General features: G+C 65.3%; 13 protein-coding genes. 6 read left to right on the plus strand and 7 right to left on the minus strand.

All coding sequences use genetic code 11. The annotated features are described in order from the left end of the window. Nucleotides 1-156: 156 nt before the first annotated feature. From ACJ8IL_RS06550 to ACJ8IL_RS06560, 3 genes are all read right to left on the minus strand, one after another. Complete coding sequence (locus ACJ8IL_RS06550; RefSeq protein WP_197770585.1) at nt 157-981, minus strand: M55 family metallopeptidase; 825 nt, start codon at nt 979-981, stop codon at nt 157-159. A 16-nt stretch (nt 982-997) separates the two neighbouring features. Beyond that, a complete protein-coding gene (locus ACJ8IL_RS06555; protein ID WP_197770583.1) occupies nt 998-2056 on the minus strand; it encodes a P1 family peptidase in 1059 nt (352 codons plus the stop codon). A 98-nt stretch (nt 2057-2154) separates the two neighbouring features. Continuing rightward, nucleotides 2155-2901: a sulfite exporter TauE/SafE family protein gene (locus tag ACJ8IL_RS06560; RefSeq protein WP_197815038.1), complete on the minus strand. Its 747-nt coding sequence runs from the start codon at nt 2899-2901 to the stop codon at nt 2155-2157. Nucleotides 2902-3008: 107 nt separating this feature from the next. Between ACJ8IL_RS06560 and ACJ8IL_RS06565 the strand changes: the two genes are divergently transcribed. Continuing rightward, nucleotides 3009-3890: a LysR substrate-binding domain-containing protein gene (locus ACJ8IL_RS06565; protein ID WP_442516431.1), complete on the plus strand. Its 882-nt coding sequence runs from the start codon at nt 3009-3011 to the stop codon at nt 3888-3890. Between the two features lie 6 nt (nt 3891-3896). On the opposite strand, the gene ACJ8IL_RS06570 is transcribed toward ACJ8IL_RS06565, so the two are convergent. The 4 genes from ACJ8IL_RS06570 to ACJ8IL_RS06585 all read right to left on the minus strand — a co-directional run bounded on the left by ACJ8IL_RS06570 (nt 3897) and on the right by ACJ8IL_RS06585 (nt 9685). Continuing rightward, nucleotides 3897-7466: a molybdopterin cofactor-binding domain-containing protein gene (locus tag ACJ8IL_RS06570; RefSeq protein ID WP_442516432.1), complete on the minus strand. Its 3570-nt coding sequence runs from the start codon at nt 7464-7466 to the stop codon at nt 3897-3899. Next, complete coding sequence (locus ACJ8IL_RS06575) at nt 7459-8001, minus strand: (2Fe-2S)-binding protein (protein WP_025302744.1); 543 nt, start codon at nt 7999-8001, stop codon at nt 7459-7461. Before ACJ8IL_RS06575 ends, ACJ8IL_RS06570 begins: the two co-directional genes overlap by 8 nt. 85 nt (nt 8002-8086) lie before the next feature. Beyond that, nucleotides 8087-8560, minus strand: coding sequence for a MarR family winged helix-turn-helix transcriptional regulator (locus tag ACJ8IL_RS06580; RefSeq protein WP_089180871.1), 474 nt, complete (start codon nt 8558-8560; stop codon nt 8087-8089). A gap of 66 nt (nt 8561-8626) precedes the next feature. Beyond that, nucleotides 8627-9685 (minus strand): 2,5-dihydroxypyridine 5,6-dioxygenase, encoded by a 1059-nt coding sequence (locus ACJ8IL_RS06585; RefSeq protein ID WP_025302742.1) that lies wholly within the window; start codon nt 9683-9685, stop codon nt 8627-8629. Nucleotides 9686-10011: 326 nt separating this feature from the next. On the opposite strand from ACJ8IL_RS06585, the gene ACJ8IL_RS06590 reads away from it, so the two are divergent. The 5 genes from ACJ8IL_RS06590 (at nt 10012) to ACJ8IL_RS06610 (ending at nt 14814) form a co-directional block, all read left to right on the plus strand. After that, a complete protein-coding gene (locus ACJ8IL_RS06590) occupies nt 10012-11163 on the plus strand; it encodes an FAD-dependent monooxygenase (RefSeq protein ID WP_033645813.1) in 1152 nt (383 codons plus the stop codon). After that, on the plus strand, nt 11160-11954 hold the full coding sequence (locus ACJ8IL_RS06595) for an alpha/beta fold hydrolase (protein ID WP_025302741.1): 795 nt from the start codon (nt 11160-11162) through the stop codon (nt 11952-11954). Before ACJ8IL_RS06590 ends, ACJ8IL_RS06595 begins: the two co-directional genes overlap by 4 nt. A gap of 15 nt (nt 11955-11969) precedes the next feature. Then, nucleotides 11970-12722, plus strand: coding sequence for a maleate cis-trans isomerase family protein (locus ACJ8IL_RS06600; protein ID WP_016927838.1), 753 nt, complete (start codon nt 11970-11972; stop codon nt 12720-12722). Nucleotides 12723-12731: 9 nt separating this feature from the next. Further along, nucleotides 12732-13361, plus strand: a complete 630-nt coding sequence (locus ACJ8IL_RS06605; protein ID WP_033634448.1) for an N-carbamoylsarcosine amidohydrolase — start codon at nt 12732-12734, stop codon at nt 13359-13361. Nucleotides 13362-13503: 142 nt separating this feature from the next. Further along, on the plus strand, nt 13504-14814 hold the full coding sequence (locus ACJ8IL_RS06610) for an MFS transporter (protein WP_016927840.1): 1311 nt from the start codon (nt 13504-13506) through the stop codon (nt 14812-14814). Nucleotides 14815-14860: the final 46 nt, after the last annotated feature.

The following is a 14860-nucleotide window of genomic DNA, read 5'->3' on the forward strand; positions in this document are numbered from 1 at the left end:
AAACAAATCTTGTTATGGGAATGGCTTGTTGCGCCCGTCAGGTGATATAGCGCAACAGAGCAATAATTAGCGTAGCCTATTATCCAGTAGACTTAATGTTGAAGAGGGTTTTTCTATTGGAGAATCGTGCGGTGCGGGCAGGCACCCGCACCGGGGTCAACTCTGCGTCGTCGCCAGATAGGAGAAGACGCTGAGCAGGTTGATTTGCGCCGCCATGTTGTCGCTGTCGAAGGCCACGGTCAGCGCGTCCTGGCGCTCCACGCCAGGCACCAGGCTGAACAGATCCGCCAGCACCGGTTTGGCCGCCATCAGCGTCAGCCGGTAAGGCGGCATAAAACGGCGCTCCACCGGCAGTCTGGCGCCCTGGCGCACCTGTTGCATCGCCCGCTCGCGGATCTCCGCCCGCGCCCGCTGTGGGCTGAGCGATTCGGCGGCGGTTTGCGAGAGGGCACGCTTCACGCACACATAGCCAGACTGCGGATAACGTTCAGCAATCCAGCGTTGCAGCTCATCGTCACCGCTCACCAGCCACAGCGGCACATTCAATTCGGCCGCCGCCGCCGCATACAGATCGCTTTCGCCCACCACTTCGCCGTTCAGGCTGACGCGATAAAAGGCCCGGCCGTTGATGGTATGCGCCAGCACGCCGCGTTCGCCGGCGGCGCTGTGGTAGCCGATAAACATCAGGCCGTCGTAGCGTTGATGCTGCAGCCCTTCCACCATCGACAGCCCGCGCGGTTTGCCCTGCACCAGGCGCGCTCGCGCATCGATGCGATCGGCGCGCAGGTTCTGCATCATGGCGTGGCTGTCGGCCACCGTCACCTCGGTAGCGCCGCCGGCAAAAGCGCCGTCGATCGCGGCGTTGACTTCCTGCTCCATCAGCTCGCGCGCCGCCGCATAGTCGGCGTGGACCGGGTTGCACTGCTCCGGCCGCATCACGCCGGCAATACCTTCGATATCCGCAGAGATAAAGACCTTCACATCAGGCTCCCGTTATTTAATTTGCCGCCGCCAGCCGATCGAGCAGCGGGCCCAGCGCTGCGCGCGCATGCTGCTGGAAACCGCTAACGCCTTCGGCGCTCAGCAACGCATCCAACACCGCGTATTCGGTGGCGTCCGCCGCCGCCGCAAACAGCGGCTCCAGCCGTTCGTCCGGCAGCGTAGCCCCCAGCAATCGGGTGGAGAACGCCAGCGCAATGTCGCCGGAGCCGTGCCCCCAATGGCTGCCCACCCGCCCCAGGCCCGCGCCTGCTCTGCGGGCAATGCGGCTCAGCTGGCGGCTGTCCAGCGCCCGATCGCAGGCGATGATGATAATGACCGAACCGGCGTCCACCTGCGGCGGTGGATCCGCCAACAGCTTGCCCAGCGCCGGGCCAACGCGCACGCCGCTCAGCGTCAGCGAGTCGAGCGTGCCGAAGTTGGCCAGCACCAGCACGCCAAGCGTGGTGCCCAGCCCCGGGCAATAGCGCGAGGCGGTGCCGATGCCGCCCTTCAGGCCGAAGCTGCTCATGCCGCGCCCGGCGCCGACGCTGCCGCGTGCAAAGCGGGTGGAATGGTTATCCAGCGCGCTGAAGACGTGCTCCTCACGCACCGCCATCGCCTGAATATCGTTGAGGTAACCGTCGTTGCACTCCAGTACCAGCGGATTAATGGTGGCGCTGCCGCGGCCGATCTGCGGGTAGCGCAAGCAGCTGCGCCGCACCATGGCGTTGAACAGCGTGCCGACAGCGAAGGTGTTGCTCAGCAGAATAGGCGTCTGCAACTCCCCCAGCTCATTCAATTGCACCAACCCCAGCGGCTTGGCGAAGCCGTTGAGCACCGCGCTGCCGCACGGCAACGGTTGGTTGAACAGATCGCCCGGCGGCACGATGGCGGTGACGCCGGTCTGGCATTCGCCGTCGGCCAAGGTGTGATGCCCGACGCTGACGCCCGGCACGTCACACAGGCTGTCGGTCGGCCCGGCCGGATAGCGCGCGCCCGGCAGGCGGCGATGGCGCCGCCAATAGCTCAGCAGATTGTCGAGGCTTTGTTGTTCAAACACCTGGCTGTCTATCATGGTTCCCTCATCCGCCGTTAGCCCATCAGAAAACCAGAATATCGCGCAATACGCCGCGCCGTAAATTGAAAGCCGAAGGCGCAGGTAAAATTTACCGCCTAATGCATCCCCCGCCACACAATCTCCGCCCCCAACACCAATAGCCCGCTAAAAAAGCCGCGGCGAAAAATCAGCGGGCTGCTGTGACGACGCACGATCCCACCCAACCACATGCCGCCCAGCGCCGGCAGCAGCGCCAGTAGCGAACCGCCGAGCAGCGCGCCGGGCAGTGCCTGATGCCAGGCTAATCCGGCGGCCAGCGCCAGCGTCGAGACGGTGAACGACAGCCCCAGCGCCTGCACCAGATCGTCACGCGCCAGGCCCAATGCGTTCAGATAGGGCACCGCCGGTATGACGAATACGCCGGTGGCGCCGGTCAGCACGCCTGTCACCAGGCCGCACAGCGGCCCCAGCCAAGGCTCTGCCGTGGCGGAAACGCGCCAGTCGAAACGGGTGAATCCCAACAGCGCATAGCCGATCAGGCAAACGCCCAGCGCCAGCGGCGCCAGGCGGCCATCGGTTGCGGTGAGCGCGCCGGCGCTCAATAACGTGCCCAGCATGACGCACAGCATCATCGGCCAGAGCCGTCGGCACAGCGCCCCCAACCGTGGCCCGCACAGCAACTGCCACAGGTTGGTGATCAGCGAGGGCAACAGCAGCAGCGCGGCGGCCTGCCCCGGCGGCATCATCAGGCTGAGCAGCCCCATCGACACCGTCGGCAACCCCAGACCGATCGCCCCTTTGACCGTGCCGGCCAGCGTAAAAATGCCCGTCAGGGCGATAATCTCGAGTAACGTCAGCGACATGCGTCTATCCTTATGGCGAATCAACGGCCCGATTGTGGCCGGCGCCGCGCCGCGGCACAATGCGGCAATGGCAGAGCCTGCCTGCGGCAAAGACAGAGGAAGAACGCATGCATTTTGACTTTATCGATCTGCGACTGTTGGTGGCGGTGCTCGAGACCGGCAGCATCACCGCCGGCGGCGAGCGCGTCGGGCTGTCGCTGGCCGCCGCCAGCGCCCGCATTCGCGGGCTGGAACAACAGGCCGGCGTGGCGCTGTTGACGCGCAATCCGCGCGGCGTCCAGGCGACGCCCGCCGGTGAGCGCCTGTTGCAACACGCGCGCGTGCTGCTGCAACAGCGTGACCGGCTGCGGGGTGATATGGCCGAGTTCGCGCCGGGCCAGCGCAGCCAGCTGCGCATCGTCGCCAATACCGTCGCCGCCGACGCTTTTCTGCCGGAGCTGTTGGCGGATTTTCTGGTGCTGCACCCGCACACCGACATCGCGCTGGAGGAGCTGCCCAGCCCGGCCATCGCGCAGGCCATCGCCGAACGGGCGGCGGATATCGGCATCGTGGCGGACCACGCCGATCTGCGTGGGCTGGCAAGCTACCCTTTTCGCCAGGATCGTCTGGTGCTGGCGCTGCCGCCGGGGCATGCGCTCAGCGGCCGCCGCACGCTCAGCTTTGCGGACGCCCTGCCTTTTGATTTCATCGGCCTGCCGGAAGAGAGTGCGCTGCAACAGCATCTGGAACAGCTGGCGATACGCAGCGGCGGCCCGATGCGGCTGCGGGCGCGCGCGGCTAATTTCGACGCCATCTGTCGCATGGTGCTGCGCGGCGCCGGGCTGGCGGTGGTGCCGGAAGAGAGCGCCCAACGCCATCCGGAGATCCGACACGGCGCCCTGACGCTGACGGACGAGTGGGCGACCCGGCGTCTGTCGATCGTGGTACGTGAGCAGGCGCAGCTGCCGCTGCCGGCGCAGCGGCTGGTGGCGTTCCTGCGCCATGCCTGAGGCGGCTCAGTGCGTGCCCGGATCTGCACGCAGCCGCGCCACCTGTGCCTCCACGTCGCGCCAGGCCGGTTTGTCGCCGGCATAGCGTTGGCGCAGATAATTCACCAGCGCCGTCACCTGCCGATCGGAAAAACTGTCCTTGAAGCCCGGCATAAAGCCCAATTCGGCGGTGGCCGGTTTGGGGATCCCTTGCAGGATCACTTTGATCAGGTTATCGGGGCGATCGCTGAAGATATTGGTGTTATTGGCCAGATCCGGGCTGACGCCGAACAGCTGCGGCCCGCCGGCGGCGGCGCTGTGGCAGGCCTGGCAAGCGCCCTGAAACAACCGCTCGCCCGCCAGTTGACCCGCAGGCAACGCGCGGGCCGCCAACTGCGCCTGCGGTTCCACATTCAGCGTCGCCTTGGCGCTCAGCGACATCACATAGTTGGCCATCGCCCGCAGATCGCTTTGCGGCAACGTCGCCAGTTCGCTGACCACCGGCCCCATCGGCCCGGCCGCCACGCCGTGCTCGGCGGAATGCCCGGTGCGGAAGTACTGAAACAGCTGCTCCTCAGTCCAGGGCTTGTCCGCATTGGCCAATTGATTCAGCGCCGGCGCTTCCCACCCGTCCACCATCCCTCCCGCCAGGAAGGCCGCGCCGCCCTTTTCCGCCCCCAGCAGATTACGCGGCGAATGGCAGGCGGCGCAGTGGCCAAGGCCGTTGACCAGATAGGCGCCGCGGTTCCACTGCGCGCTTTGCTGCGGATCGGGTTGATATTCCCCCTGGCGCAGGAATAGCGCGTTCCAGCCCGCCATCAGCGGCCGCAGGTTAAACGGGAAGCGCATCTGATTGGCCGGATTGCTCTGGCGCACCGCCGGTTGCGACATCAGATAAGCGTACAGCGCCTGCATGTCGCCGTCGGTCATTTTACTGAAGGCGGTGTAAGGAAATGCCGGATAGAGGTGGCGGCCGTCGCGGGCGATGCCCTGACGCATCGCCCGATCGAATGCGGTAAACGACCAGTTGCCGATGCCGGTTGCCACGTCCGGGGTAATGTTGGTGCTGTAGAGCGTGCCGAACGGCGTCGCCATCGCCAACCCACCGGCGTTGGTCGCCCCTTCCGACGCGGTATGGCAAACCGCGCAGTCTCCGGCGGCGGCCAACTGACGGCCGCGCTCCAGCGTGGCGGCCGACCAGGTGCCGGCGCCAGGCGTCGCCACCGGCGCGATCTCCGTCCGCCATGGCAAGGCGCTGCCGGCGATGCCCAGCACCGCGCCGAACAGCCCCGCCGCGCCGCCGAACCACCATTTACCGCGCTTCTTTTTCTTGGGCGGCGCGGCCTGCCGCTCGGCATCCGGCCCGTTCAGCGCTTCACGCAGCTTGTCCGAGGTGATCGGCAGCTCGCGAAAACGAATGCCGGTGGCGTCGAACACCGCGTTGGCGATGGCCGCCGCGCTGGGCACCGACGCCGACTCCCCGGCGCCCAGCGGCGGATCGTAAGGGCGCGGCATCATGACCACGTCCACCTCCGGCACCTCCGGGAAGGTCAGGATCGGGTAAGCCCCCCATTCTTTGGCGGAGACCGTCGATTCCTCAAAGGTCACGCGCTCTTTCAACACCCGGCTGGTCGATTGCAATACGTTGCCATGAATTTGGTGGCGCACGCCGTCCGGATTGACCATCATGCCCGCGTCGTGGCCGACCACGATGCGCGTCACCGCCACTTCGCCGCTGGCTTTGTCGATCGCCACGTCGGCCACCCAGGCGGCCCAGGCCGCGCCAAAGCCGGGAAACTTGCTGTGGATGTAACGGGCATAGGCAAAGCCGCGCCCGCGCAGCACGCCGTCTTCCGCCGGGGTCTGCATCGGTTCGGTGTGCGGCGTCCAGCCGGCGCGTTCTGCGGTGCTGCGCATCAGTTCACTGGCGCGTTCGTCATGGATATAGCGCAGCCGATATTCCAGCGGGTCGACGCCGGCGGCGTGGGCCAGCTCATCGATATAAGATTCGTGGGCGAAGGTGTTCGGCAAGGCGGAAACGCCGCGCATCCAGGAGGCGCGCACGATCGGCGCCATGTCCTCGATGCTGACGCGCAGCGCCGGATACGCATAAGGCGGCACCGAAGTGCGGTCGCCCATTTCATAGGCCACCGGCAGCGGTTCGACCCGGCCGGTCAGCAGCAGCGCCAGCGTCGGCGCGCCGTTGGAAGGGTAATAGGTGCGAAAGTCATAGGCGACCGGGTGCCCGGCGGCGTCCAGCCCGCCGTCCACCTCCATCAGCTGCGCCGTGCCCTTCGGTTCCCACACATGTTCTTGTTCGCGGGTCAGCTGCACCCGCACCGGCCTGCCCACCGCGCGCGACAGCAGCGCCGCGTCGGCGCAGACGTCATCGGCGCAATTGCGGCCATAGCAACCGGCCGCCTCCATGCGAACGATCTCGATCTGCGCTTCCGGGTATTCCAGCAGCCAGGCCAGATCGGCGCGCAGCAGGTGCGGGTTCTGGCTGCCTGACCAGACCTGCAGGCGCTCCGGCCGGTAATCCGCCAGCGCGCAGGAAGGGCCAATCGAGGCATGCAGCTGATACGGCCACAGGTAGCTGCGGGTGAAACGCCTGTCGGCCGCCGCCAGCGCCGCGTCCACATCGCCGGTATCGTGCACCACCCGGGTCGAGTGCGGATTGTCGCGCAGCGCCTGCGCCACGTCGGTCATCTGCGGCAAATTGCGGCGCCAGTCTTTCCAGCTGACCTGCAGCGCCTGCGCCGCCTTGATCGCCTGCTCTTCGCGCTCGGCGACGATGCCGATGAAATCGCCGATCACCACCAGTTTGACGATGCCGGGAATATGCGCGATCGAAGTTTCATCCACCGCCAACAGGCTGGTGCCGACAAATTCGCCGCTGTCGTACCCGGCATAGGGCGGCCGCACCACCCTGCCGTGCAGCATGTTCGGCAGGCGCATATCGTGTACGTAGGTGGTTTCGCCGGTCGCCTTGGCCGGAATATCGACGCGCGCGGCGCTGGTGCCCACCAGGCGATACTCCGCCTGCGGTTTCAGCGGCGCGTCGCCGGAAATCGACAGCTCGACATGACCGCCGGCCACCAGCTCGGCGTAGCTGAGCGCCTGCCCCTGCGGGCTGCGGATCACGCCCTCCTCCAGCGTCAGCTGTTCCACCGGCGCATCGAAGCGCTGCGCCGCCTGGCGCAACAGCCAACGGCGCGCTTCGGCGGCGGCGTTGCGCAGCGGCACGGCGGAGATCTGCAGCGTGGCGCTGGCGATGGTGGCGCCCTGATTCGGCGCGCGTTCGGTATCGCCCAACACCATTTGCACCTGATCCATGCGCAGGTACAACTCTTCGGCGACGATCTGCCCGAGCGCGGTGCGCACGCCGGTGCCAAGATCGACATGGCCGTTAAAGGCATAGATTTCGCCGCTGCCGCACAGGGCGATAAACAGCCCCTGCTCTTTGGGCTTCAGCACCGGCGTTTGCCCTTTGGGCACCAGCCCCGGCGGCGGTTGCACGCTGTCGACGATCAGCAGCACGCCGTCGCGCTGCAGCAAGTCGGCCTGGCTCGGCGATGGGGCACGGGAATCAGTCATGGGCGTGGGCGTCCTCATCGCGGCAGAGAATGATGGCGCGCTGAACCGCACGCAGGATTTCGAGATGGGTGCCGCAGCGGCACAGGTTGCCGGACAGCGCCTGACGGATCTCCGCCTCGCTCGGGGCGGGATTACGATCCAACAGGGCTTTGGTGGTCATGATCATGCCATTGAGACAGTAGCCGCATTGCGCCGCCTGCTCTTCGATAAAGGCACGCTGCACCGGGTGCGGGCGCTGGCGATCGCCAAGGCCTTCCAGGGTCACGATCGCCCGGCCGGACACGCCGAGCGCCGGGATCACGCAGGAGCGCGCCGCCACGCCGTCGATCAACACGGTACACGCACCGCATTCGCCCAGGCCGCAGCCGTACTTCGGGCCGTTGAGCGCCAGATCGTTGCGCAGTACCAGCAAGAGCGGCGTATCCGCCATCACCTGCGCATGAAGCTGTTCGCCGTTCACCGACAGCATCAGCGGATGCTCCGTCAGCGTGGTTTTCGCGCCATCCCTGAGCGATTGCACTTCAGATATCGCCATTGTTCGCGTCTCCGCCTGCACGTGATGATCTTATGGGCTGGCCTCTCGCCGCCGACCACCAGGCAACCGACGTTGCGCGGGCGAATCAGCCGGTGGGCGGATCTTCCAGCATTTTATTCAGCAGGAATATCAGCGCTATCCGTTCGGCCGGGTTGAGCGTTCCGAACGTCAGCTCTGTGATTTTCGCCGCCTGCGGCACCGTTTCCGTCAGCAGCACGGCGCCGGCGTCGGTCAGGCCGACCACCACCTTGCGCCGATCGATCGGATCCGGCGTCACCGTGATCAGATCGCGCGCCTTCAGCCGTTCGACGATACCGCGGATGGTGGCCTGATCCACCGCCGTCACCTGCACCAGCTCGGTCAGCGAGCTCGGCCCCATATCGCGCACCGCGCACAGGGTGATGAACTGCACCGCCGTCAGCTGCGAATCGCCGACGTTTTGCTGGAAAATCGCCACGTGGCGCTGATAAACCTTGCGCAGCAGGTGCCCGACTTGCTCGGTAAAATGATAATTTTCAGGTTGGCCGCTCACGGCTGACGGGTATTCGGGGGGCGTCATTGCGTTACTCTCACCATCTATGGAATCCACGAGAATAGTACAAACCCCCGCCGTTGGCAGCAACGATTACGCCCGGCGCACGCGCGACGCCTCCGGCGCCACTACTTCACCGTCCGCCACCACCGTTTGCCCGTCGAGGCGAATGTCGCAGCGGCGCAGCGCGATATCCATATGGCAAGGCGTTTTGCGCGTGCCGCCCACTTCGGTGTTCGGCCCGGTGGAGAACAGGAAGTTGCCGTAGAACGCGCGCGCGTCCATGCACATGCCGTCGTTCTTGTCGTGCAGGCCCATCGCCGTCCACTGGGCGCGCGGCTGCAGGCCCCAGCCGATGTGCGAAATGCCGTACACCTCCGGATCGTCGAAGTATTTCATGTATTCGCGCAGGTATTCCGCCTCGAAGCCGCCGTGAATGCGAGTAACGAACCCTTGTTCGATCTCCAGCGTGATGCGTTCACGCGCATAGCTTTTGAACGGCAGCAAGATATCGCCGACCTCCAGCACCAGCACCCCTTCCGCCTGCTCCTCATTCGGCCAGGTGAACAGGAAACCGCTCGGCCAGTGATCCCAGCGCCCCGGTTCATCGGCATAGCCGTACTCGGTCACCGTCGGGTATTGCCCCAGCGGCGCGCGGAAATCGCTGCCGGCGGCGGAGGTCACCTGCATCAGCTTCGCCTGCTCCAGCACGGCGGCGGCGGCCAGCACCCGCGCCTTGTCCTCCGCGTTGGGCAACATGCGCGCCAGCACCTCCGGCGGCTCCACCGCCAGCAGGATGCGGGTGCCAGTTTTCAGGATCTGTTCCTGCTCCGGCGAATGCAGCAGCATCATGGTATCGACGATCAGGTCGGCGGCCTCCAGCGCACGCTGCGCCGCCAGATTGCCGGTCAGCGCGGTATCGCCGCAATAGGCGGTCATGTCGTTGCCCATCGCTCGCGGATGGTTGAACGCCGGCAGTTCGACGGCATACACCTTGGCGCCCAGCCTCAGCGCTGCGTCGGTCGCGGCGCGCACCGTGCGCGCATCGGAATAATGGCTTTTCAAAATCGCCACGCTCTGCGAAGCATCGACCTTCGACAGCGTAAGCACCTGCTCGAACAGCTGTACCAACTGGGTTTCATTGACCGCCATGGCCTGTCTCCTGTCTCGTCAAGGGTGACCGACGCCCGCAAGGCGGCGGTGATTTTTCAAACAATTTAAAGCGAACACACTCATTTCATCTAAGTCAAAAAAGCAAAGGAAAGCAAGCTGCGAATATCCACCATAAGAAAGTCCTATTTCATCCCGCATCAATCCTGTGATTAACATGAGTTTAACAGTAATACGCCGTCAATTAGCGTGAGCGAGATCTGATTTAACACTTTTGCAACTTTGCGTTATCTAGTGCATACACTATAAATCGATCGTCCAGCCACGCGTTGGGCCTACGCTGAAAAAAGCCAACAGACAGGGGAAACATGATGAGCAAACAACCACGCATCGCCGTCGTCGGCGCCGGGCTGGGGGGCGCCGCCGCCGCCGGGCTGCTGCAAAAAGCCGGCTTTACCGTCGATCTGTATGAACAGAGCCCGGCGTTCTCACGCCTTGGCGCCGGCATTCACATGGGGCCGAACGTACTGAAGATTTTCCGCCGTCTCGGTATTGAGCAGCGGTTGGAGCAGATGGCGTCTCATCCCGATTTCTGGTTCAGCCGCGACGCCGAAAGCGGCGACTATCTGTCGCGCATCGAACTGGGCGCCTTCGCCCGCCGGGAGTACGGCGCCGCCTATGTGACGGTGCACCGCGGCGATTTGCAGGCGTTGCAGCTCTCCGCGCTGCAGCCCGGCACCCTGCACTTCGGCAAATGCCTGAGCAAAATTGAAGATCGCGGTGACGAGGTGGTGCTGAACTTCGTCGACGGCACCTCGGCCCACGCCGACATCGTGATCGGCGCAGACGGCATCAATTCGCGCATTCGTGAGCACCTGCTGGGCGCTGAAGCGCCGACCTACAGCGGCTGGGTGGCCCACCGCGCGCTGATCCGCGGCGAGAAGCTGGCGAAATACAACCTGACGTTCGAAGACTGCGTGAAGTGGTGGTCGGCGGATCGCCATCTGATGGTCTACTACACCACCCAACGGCGCGACGAGTATTACTACGTCAGCGGCGTGCCGCACCCGGCCTGGGATTTCCAGGGCAGCTTCATCGACAGCAGCCGCGAAGAAATGTTCGAGACCTTCGCCGGCTACCACCCGATCGTGCAGGCGCTGATCGAATCCAGCGAACAGGTCACCAAATGGCCATTGCTGAACCGCAAACCGCTGCCGCTGTGGAGCGAAGGCCGTCTGGTGCTGCTTGGCGACGCCTGCCACCCGATGAAACCGCACATGGCGCAGGGCGCGGCGATGGCGATCGAAGACGCCGCCATGCTGACCCGCTGCCTGCAGGAAACCGGCCTCGGCGACTACCGCACCGCTTTCCAGCTGTATGAAGCCAACCGCAAGGAGCGCGCCTCCCGGGTGCAGGCGGTGTCCAACGCCAACACCTTCCTGCGCACCCAGGAAGATCCGGCCTGGGTCTACGGCTATGACCTGTACGCGCAAGCGCTGAAATCGGAGAACGCCGCATGAGCACCTTCCTCTACGGCGCCCACGTTCACGCCAACGACATTCGCCAACACTATCTGCGCTACGGCGGCCACGGCCCGGCGCTGATCCTGGTCCCCGGCATCACCAGCCCGGCGATCACCTGGGGCTTCGTCGCCGAGCGGCTGGGGGAAAAATACGACGTCTACGTGCTCGACGTGCGCGGCCGCGGTCTGTCGTCCAGCGGCCCGGAACTGGCTTATGACGCAGAGACCTGCGCACAGGACGTCAACGCCTTCGCCGCTGCGCTGAACCTGGGCAGTTACGCCCTGCTCGGCCATTCGATGGGCGCCCGCTTCGCCCTGCGCGCCGCCGCTCTGCAGCCCGCCGGCGTGCGGCGGCTGGTGCTGGTCGATCCGCCGGTTTCCGGCCCCGGCCGCCGCGCCTATCCCGGCCAATGGCCGTGGTACGCCGACTCCATCCGGCAGTCGCTGCCGGGCATGAGCGCCGAGCAGATGCGCGCCTTTTGCCCAACCTGGAGCGAAGAGCAGCGCCGGCTGCGCGCCGAGTGGCTGCACACCTGCTACGAGCCGGCGATCCAACGCGCCTACGACGATTTTCATCAGGTGGACAGCCACCGTGACTACCCGCTGCTGACCATGCCGACGCTGCTGATGGCCGCGGGCAAAGGCGGCGTCATTCAGCCCGAAGACCGGGCAGAGATCCGCGCGCTACAGCCGGAGATCGCCATCGTCGAGGTCGAGAACGCCGGACACATGATCCCGTGGGACGATTTCGACGGCTTCTTCCGCGCCCTGGGCGATTTTCTGGATTAACTGAGGAACACCGACATGAGCAACCACTACCGCATCGGCCAGATCGTGCCCAGCTCCAACACCACGATGGAAACCGAGATCCCGGCGATGCTGGGCGCGCGCCAGCTGATACGCCCGGAGCGTTTCACCTTTCACTCCAGCCGCATGCGCATGAAACACGTCAATAAAGAAGAATTGGCGGCGATGGACGCCGAGTCCGATCGCTGCGCACTGGAGCTGTCCGACGCGCGGGTCGACGTGCTCGGCTACGCCTGCCTGGTGGCCATCATGGCGATGGGGCTGGGCTATCACCGCGAATCGCAGGCCCGGCTGGCGCAGGTGACGAAAGACAATCAGGCCGCCGCGCCGGTTATCAGCAGCGCCGGCGCGCTGGTCAACGGCCTGAAGGTGATCGGCGCCAAACGCATCGCGCTGGTGGCGCCCTACATGAAACCGCTGACCCAGTTGGTGGTGGATTACATCCAGCACGAAGGCATCGAGGTCAAGGTATGGCGCGCGCTGGAGATCCCGGACAACCTCGACGTCGGCCGGCACGATCCGGCCAGGCTGCCGGGGATCGTCGCCGAGATGGATTTACGCGAGGTCGATGCTATCGTGCTGTCCGCCTGCGTGCAGATGCCTTCGCTGCCGGCCGTCCCGACGGTGGAGGCCCAAACCGGCAAACCGGTGATCACCGCCGCCATCGCCACCACTTACGCGATGCTGACCGCGCTGGAGCTGGAACCGATCGTTCCCGGCGCCGGCGCCCTGCTGTCCGGCGCCTATTGAGGAGGCAGAATGAACGACACCCTCAGCGACAACTATCGCGGCGTCTGGGGCCAGCGCATCGGCTTCGGCCGGCGCCCGGCGCTGCTGGCGATCGATTTTATGCAGGCCTACACCACCGAAGGCGCGCCGCTGTTCGCGCCGGGCGTGGTGAGCGCGGTCGAGGAAAGCCGCGAGCTGCTGGCCTGCGCGCGCCGAACGGGAATTCCGGTGATCCACACCCATATCCGCTATCATGCAGGCCATTTTGCCGATGGCGGCCTGTGGGTGAAGAAAGCGCCGGTGATGAAAGACATGGTGGCGGGTAACCCGCTGGCGGCGTTCTGCCCGCCGGTGGCGCCGCTGGCCGATGAGGTGGTGCTGAGCAAGCAATACGCCAGCGCCTTCTTCGGCACCGCGCTGGCGCCGCTGCTGGTGGCGCAAGGGATCGACACGCTGCTGATGATCGGCTGCTCCACCAGCGGCTGCATCCGCGCCAGCGCGGTGGACGCGGTGCAGCACGGCTTCCGCGCCATGGTGGTGCGCGAGTGCGTCGGCGATCGTCACCCCGGCCCGCACGAAGCTAACCTGTTCGACATCGACAGCAAATACGGCGACGTGGTGCACAAACGGGAGGCGCTCGACTACCTGAACCGGTTATGAGTCAACGATTCACCTGCAACGACAATAACGAAGGCGCAGACAGCGCCTCACGCGACCGCCCGAAACAGGGCGGCGCCCATGCAACGCAAACACAACAGGCGCCTCCTGCGGAGGCCAACACGCACCACCTGGAGACAACATCATGGCCATTGTCGACACCCCGCTGGCGGGGAAAGCGGACGCAGAATCGCTGCTGCTGTACCGCAAAATCACCTGGAAACTGATCCCGTTTCTTTGCCTGTGTTACCTGGCGGCCTACCTCGATCGCATCAACGTCGGGCTGGCCAAGCTGCAGATGGCCGACGCGCTGCAGCTGAGCGAAGCGGCCTTTGGTCTGGGCGCCGGGCTGTTCTTCGTCGGCTATATTCTGTTCGAGGTGCCGAGCAACCTGATCCTGCAGCGCGTCGGCGCCAAGATGTGGATTGCCCGTATCATGATCACCTGGGGGCTGCTGTCCACCGCCACCATGTTCGTCACCACGCCGACCCAGTTCTACGTCATTCGCTTTCTGCTCGGCGTGGCGGAGGCCGGTTTCCTGCCCGGCGTGCTCTTTTACCTGACGCTGTGGTTCCCGACCTATCGCCGCGGCCGCATCATCGCGCTGTTCATGATCGGCCTGCCGCTCTCCAGCGTGATCGGCGGGCCGCTCTCCGGCTGGATCATGGGCCATTTCGACATGCGCCACGGGCTGCACGGCTGGCAGTGGCTGTTTTTGCTGGAGGGCATTCCCAGCGTGCTGTTGGGCGTGCTGACCTTCTGGCTGTTGCCTAATACCTACCAGCAGGCCAAGTGGCTGACGCCCGAGGAGAAACAGCGCATCGCCGACGATCTGGCGCGCGACGACGCCGAGGCCGATCACGGCAAGCACAGCTTCCGCGACGGCTTCTTCAACCTGAAGGTGTGGATGCTCGGCGGCATCGACTTCGCTATTCTGCTCAGCGCCTACGCCATGGGCTTTTGGATGCCGACCTTCATCAAAACCGCCGGCGTTACCGACATCACCACCATCGGTTACCTGACGGCGATCCCCAGCGTCGCCGCCCTGCTCGGCATGCTGCTGATCGGCAGCAGTTCCGACCGGCTGCGCGAACGGCGCTGGCATATCATCGTGCCGTTTATCATCGGCGCGCTGGCGATGGCCGGCAGCACCTTCTTCACCCACAATGCGCTGGCCACGGTGCTGCTGTTCTCCATCGCCCAGGCGGCAATCATCGGCGCAGTGCCGGTGTTCTTCAGCCTGCCGGCCACCTTCCTGCGCGGCACGGCGGCGGCGACCGGCTTCGCGCTGGCCTGTTCTCTGGCCAACATCGCCGGGCTGGTAAGCAATTCGCTGATGGGGCTGGCGCTGGATCTGACCGGCAAGAGCGGTGGCGCGCTCTGGGCCTTCGCCGGCTGCCTGCTGCTCAGCTCGCTGCTGGTGGTGGCCCTGCCGGCCAAGGTGGTGAACCGCTGAATGTCGGCCACGCCAAAAAGACGAAGGGCGCATAACGCGCCCTTTT

It is taken from the genome of Serratia sp. CY47444 (assembly GCF_052168635.1).
Taxonomy (GTDB): Bacteria; Pseudomonadota; Gammaproteobacteria; order Enterobacterales; family Enterobacteriaceae; genus Serratia; species Serratia bockelmannii.

Bases quoted from the DNA above. Each gene is read 5' to 3' on its own strand.
- ACJ8IL_RS06595 (WP_025302741.1), top strand. From the start codon at position 11,160: ATGAGCACCTTCCTCTACGGCGCCCACGTTCACGCCAACGACATTCGC.
- ACJ8IL_RS06580 (WP_089180871.1), bottom strand. From the start codon at position 8,560: ATGACGCCCCCCGAATACCCGTCAGCCGTGAGCGGCCAACCTGAAAAT.
- ACJ8IL_RS06585 (WP_025302742.1), bottom strand. From the start codon at position 9,685: ATGGCGGTCAATGAAACCCAGTTGGTACAGCTGTTCGAGCAGGTGCTT.
- ACJ8IL_RS06555 (WP_197770583.1), bottom strand. From the start codon at position 2,056: ATGATAGACAGCCAGGTGTTTGAACAACAAAGCCTCGACAATCTGCTG.
- ACJ8IL_RS06575 (WP_025302744.1), bottom strand. From the start codon at position 8,001: ATGGCGATATCTGAAGTGCAATCGCTCAGGGATGGCGCGAAAACCACG.
- ACJ8IL_RS06600 (WP_016927838.1), top strand. From the start codon at position 11,970: ATGAGCAACCACTACCGCATCGGCCAGATCGTGCCCAGCTCCAACACC.
- ACJ8IL_RS06605 (WP_033634448.1), top strand. From the start codon at position 12,732: ATGAACGACACCCTCAGCGACAACTATCGCGGCGTCTGGGGCCAGCGC.
- ACJ8IL_RS06560 (WP_197815038.1), bottom strand. From the start codon at position 2,901: ATGTCGCTGACGTTACTCGAGATTATCGCCCTGACGGGCATTTTTACG.
- ACJ8IL_RS06590 (WP_033645813.1), top strand. From the start codon at position 10,012: ATGATGAGCAAACAACCACGCATCGCCGTCGTCGGCGCCGGGCTGGGG.
- ACJ8IL_RS06610 (WP_016927840.1), top strand. From the start codon at position 13,504: ATGGCCATTGTCGACACCCCGCTGGCGGGGAAAGCGGACGCAGAATCG.
- ACJ8IL_RS06570 (WP_442516432.1), bottom strand. From the start codon at position 7,466: ATGACTGATTCCCGTGCCCCATCGCCGAGCCAGGCCGACTTGCTGCAG.
- ACJ8IL_RS06565 (WP_442516431.1), top strand. From the start codon at position 3,009: ATGCATTTTGACTTTATCGATCTGCGACTGTTGGTGGCGGTGCTCGAG.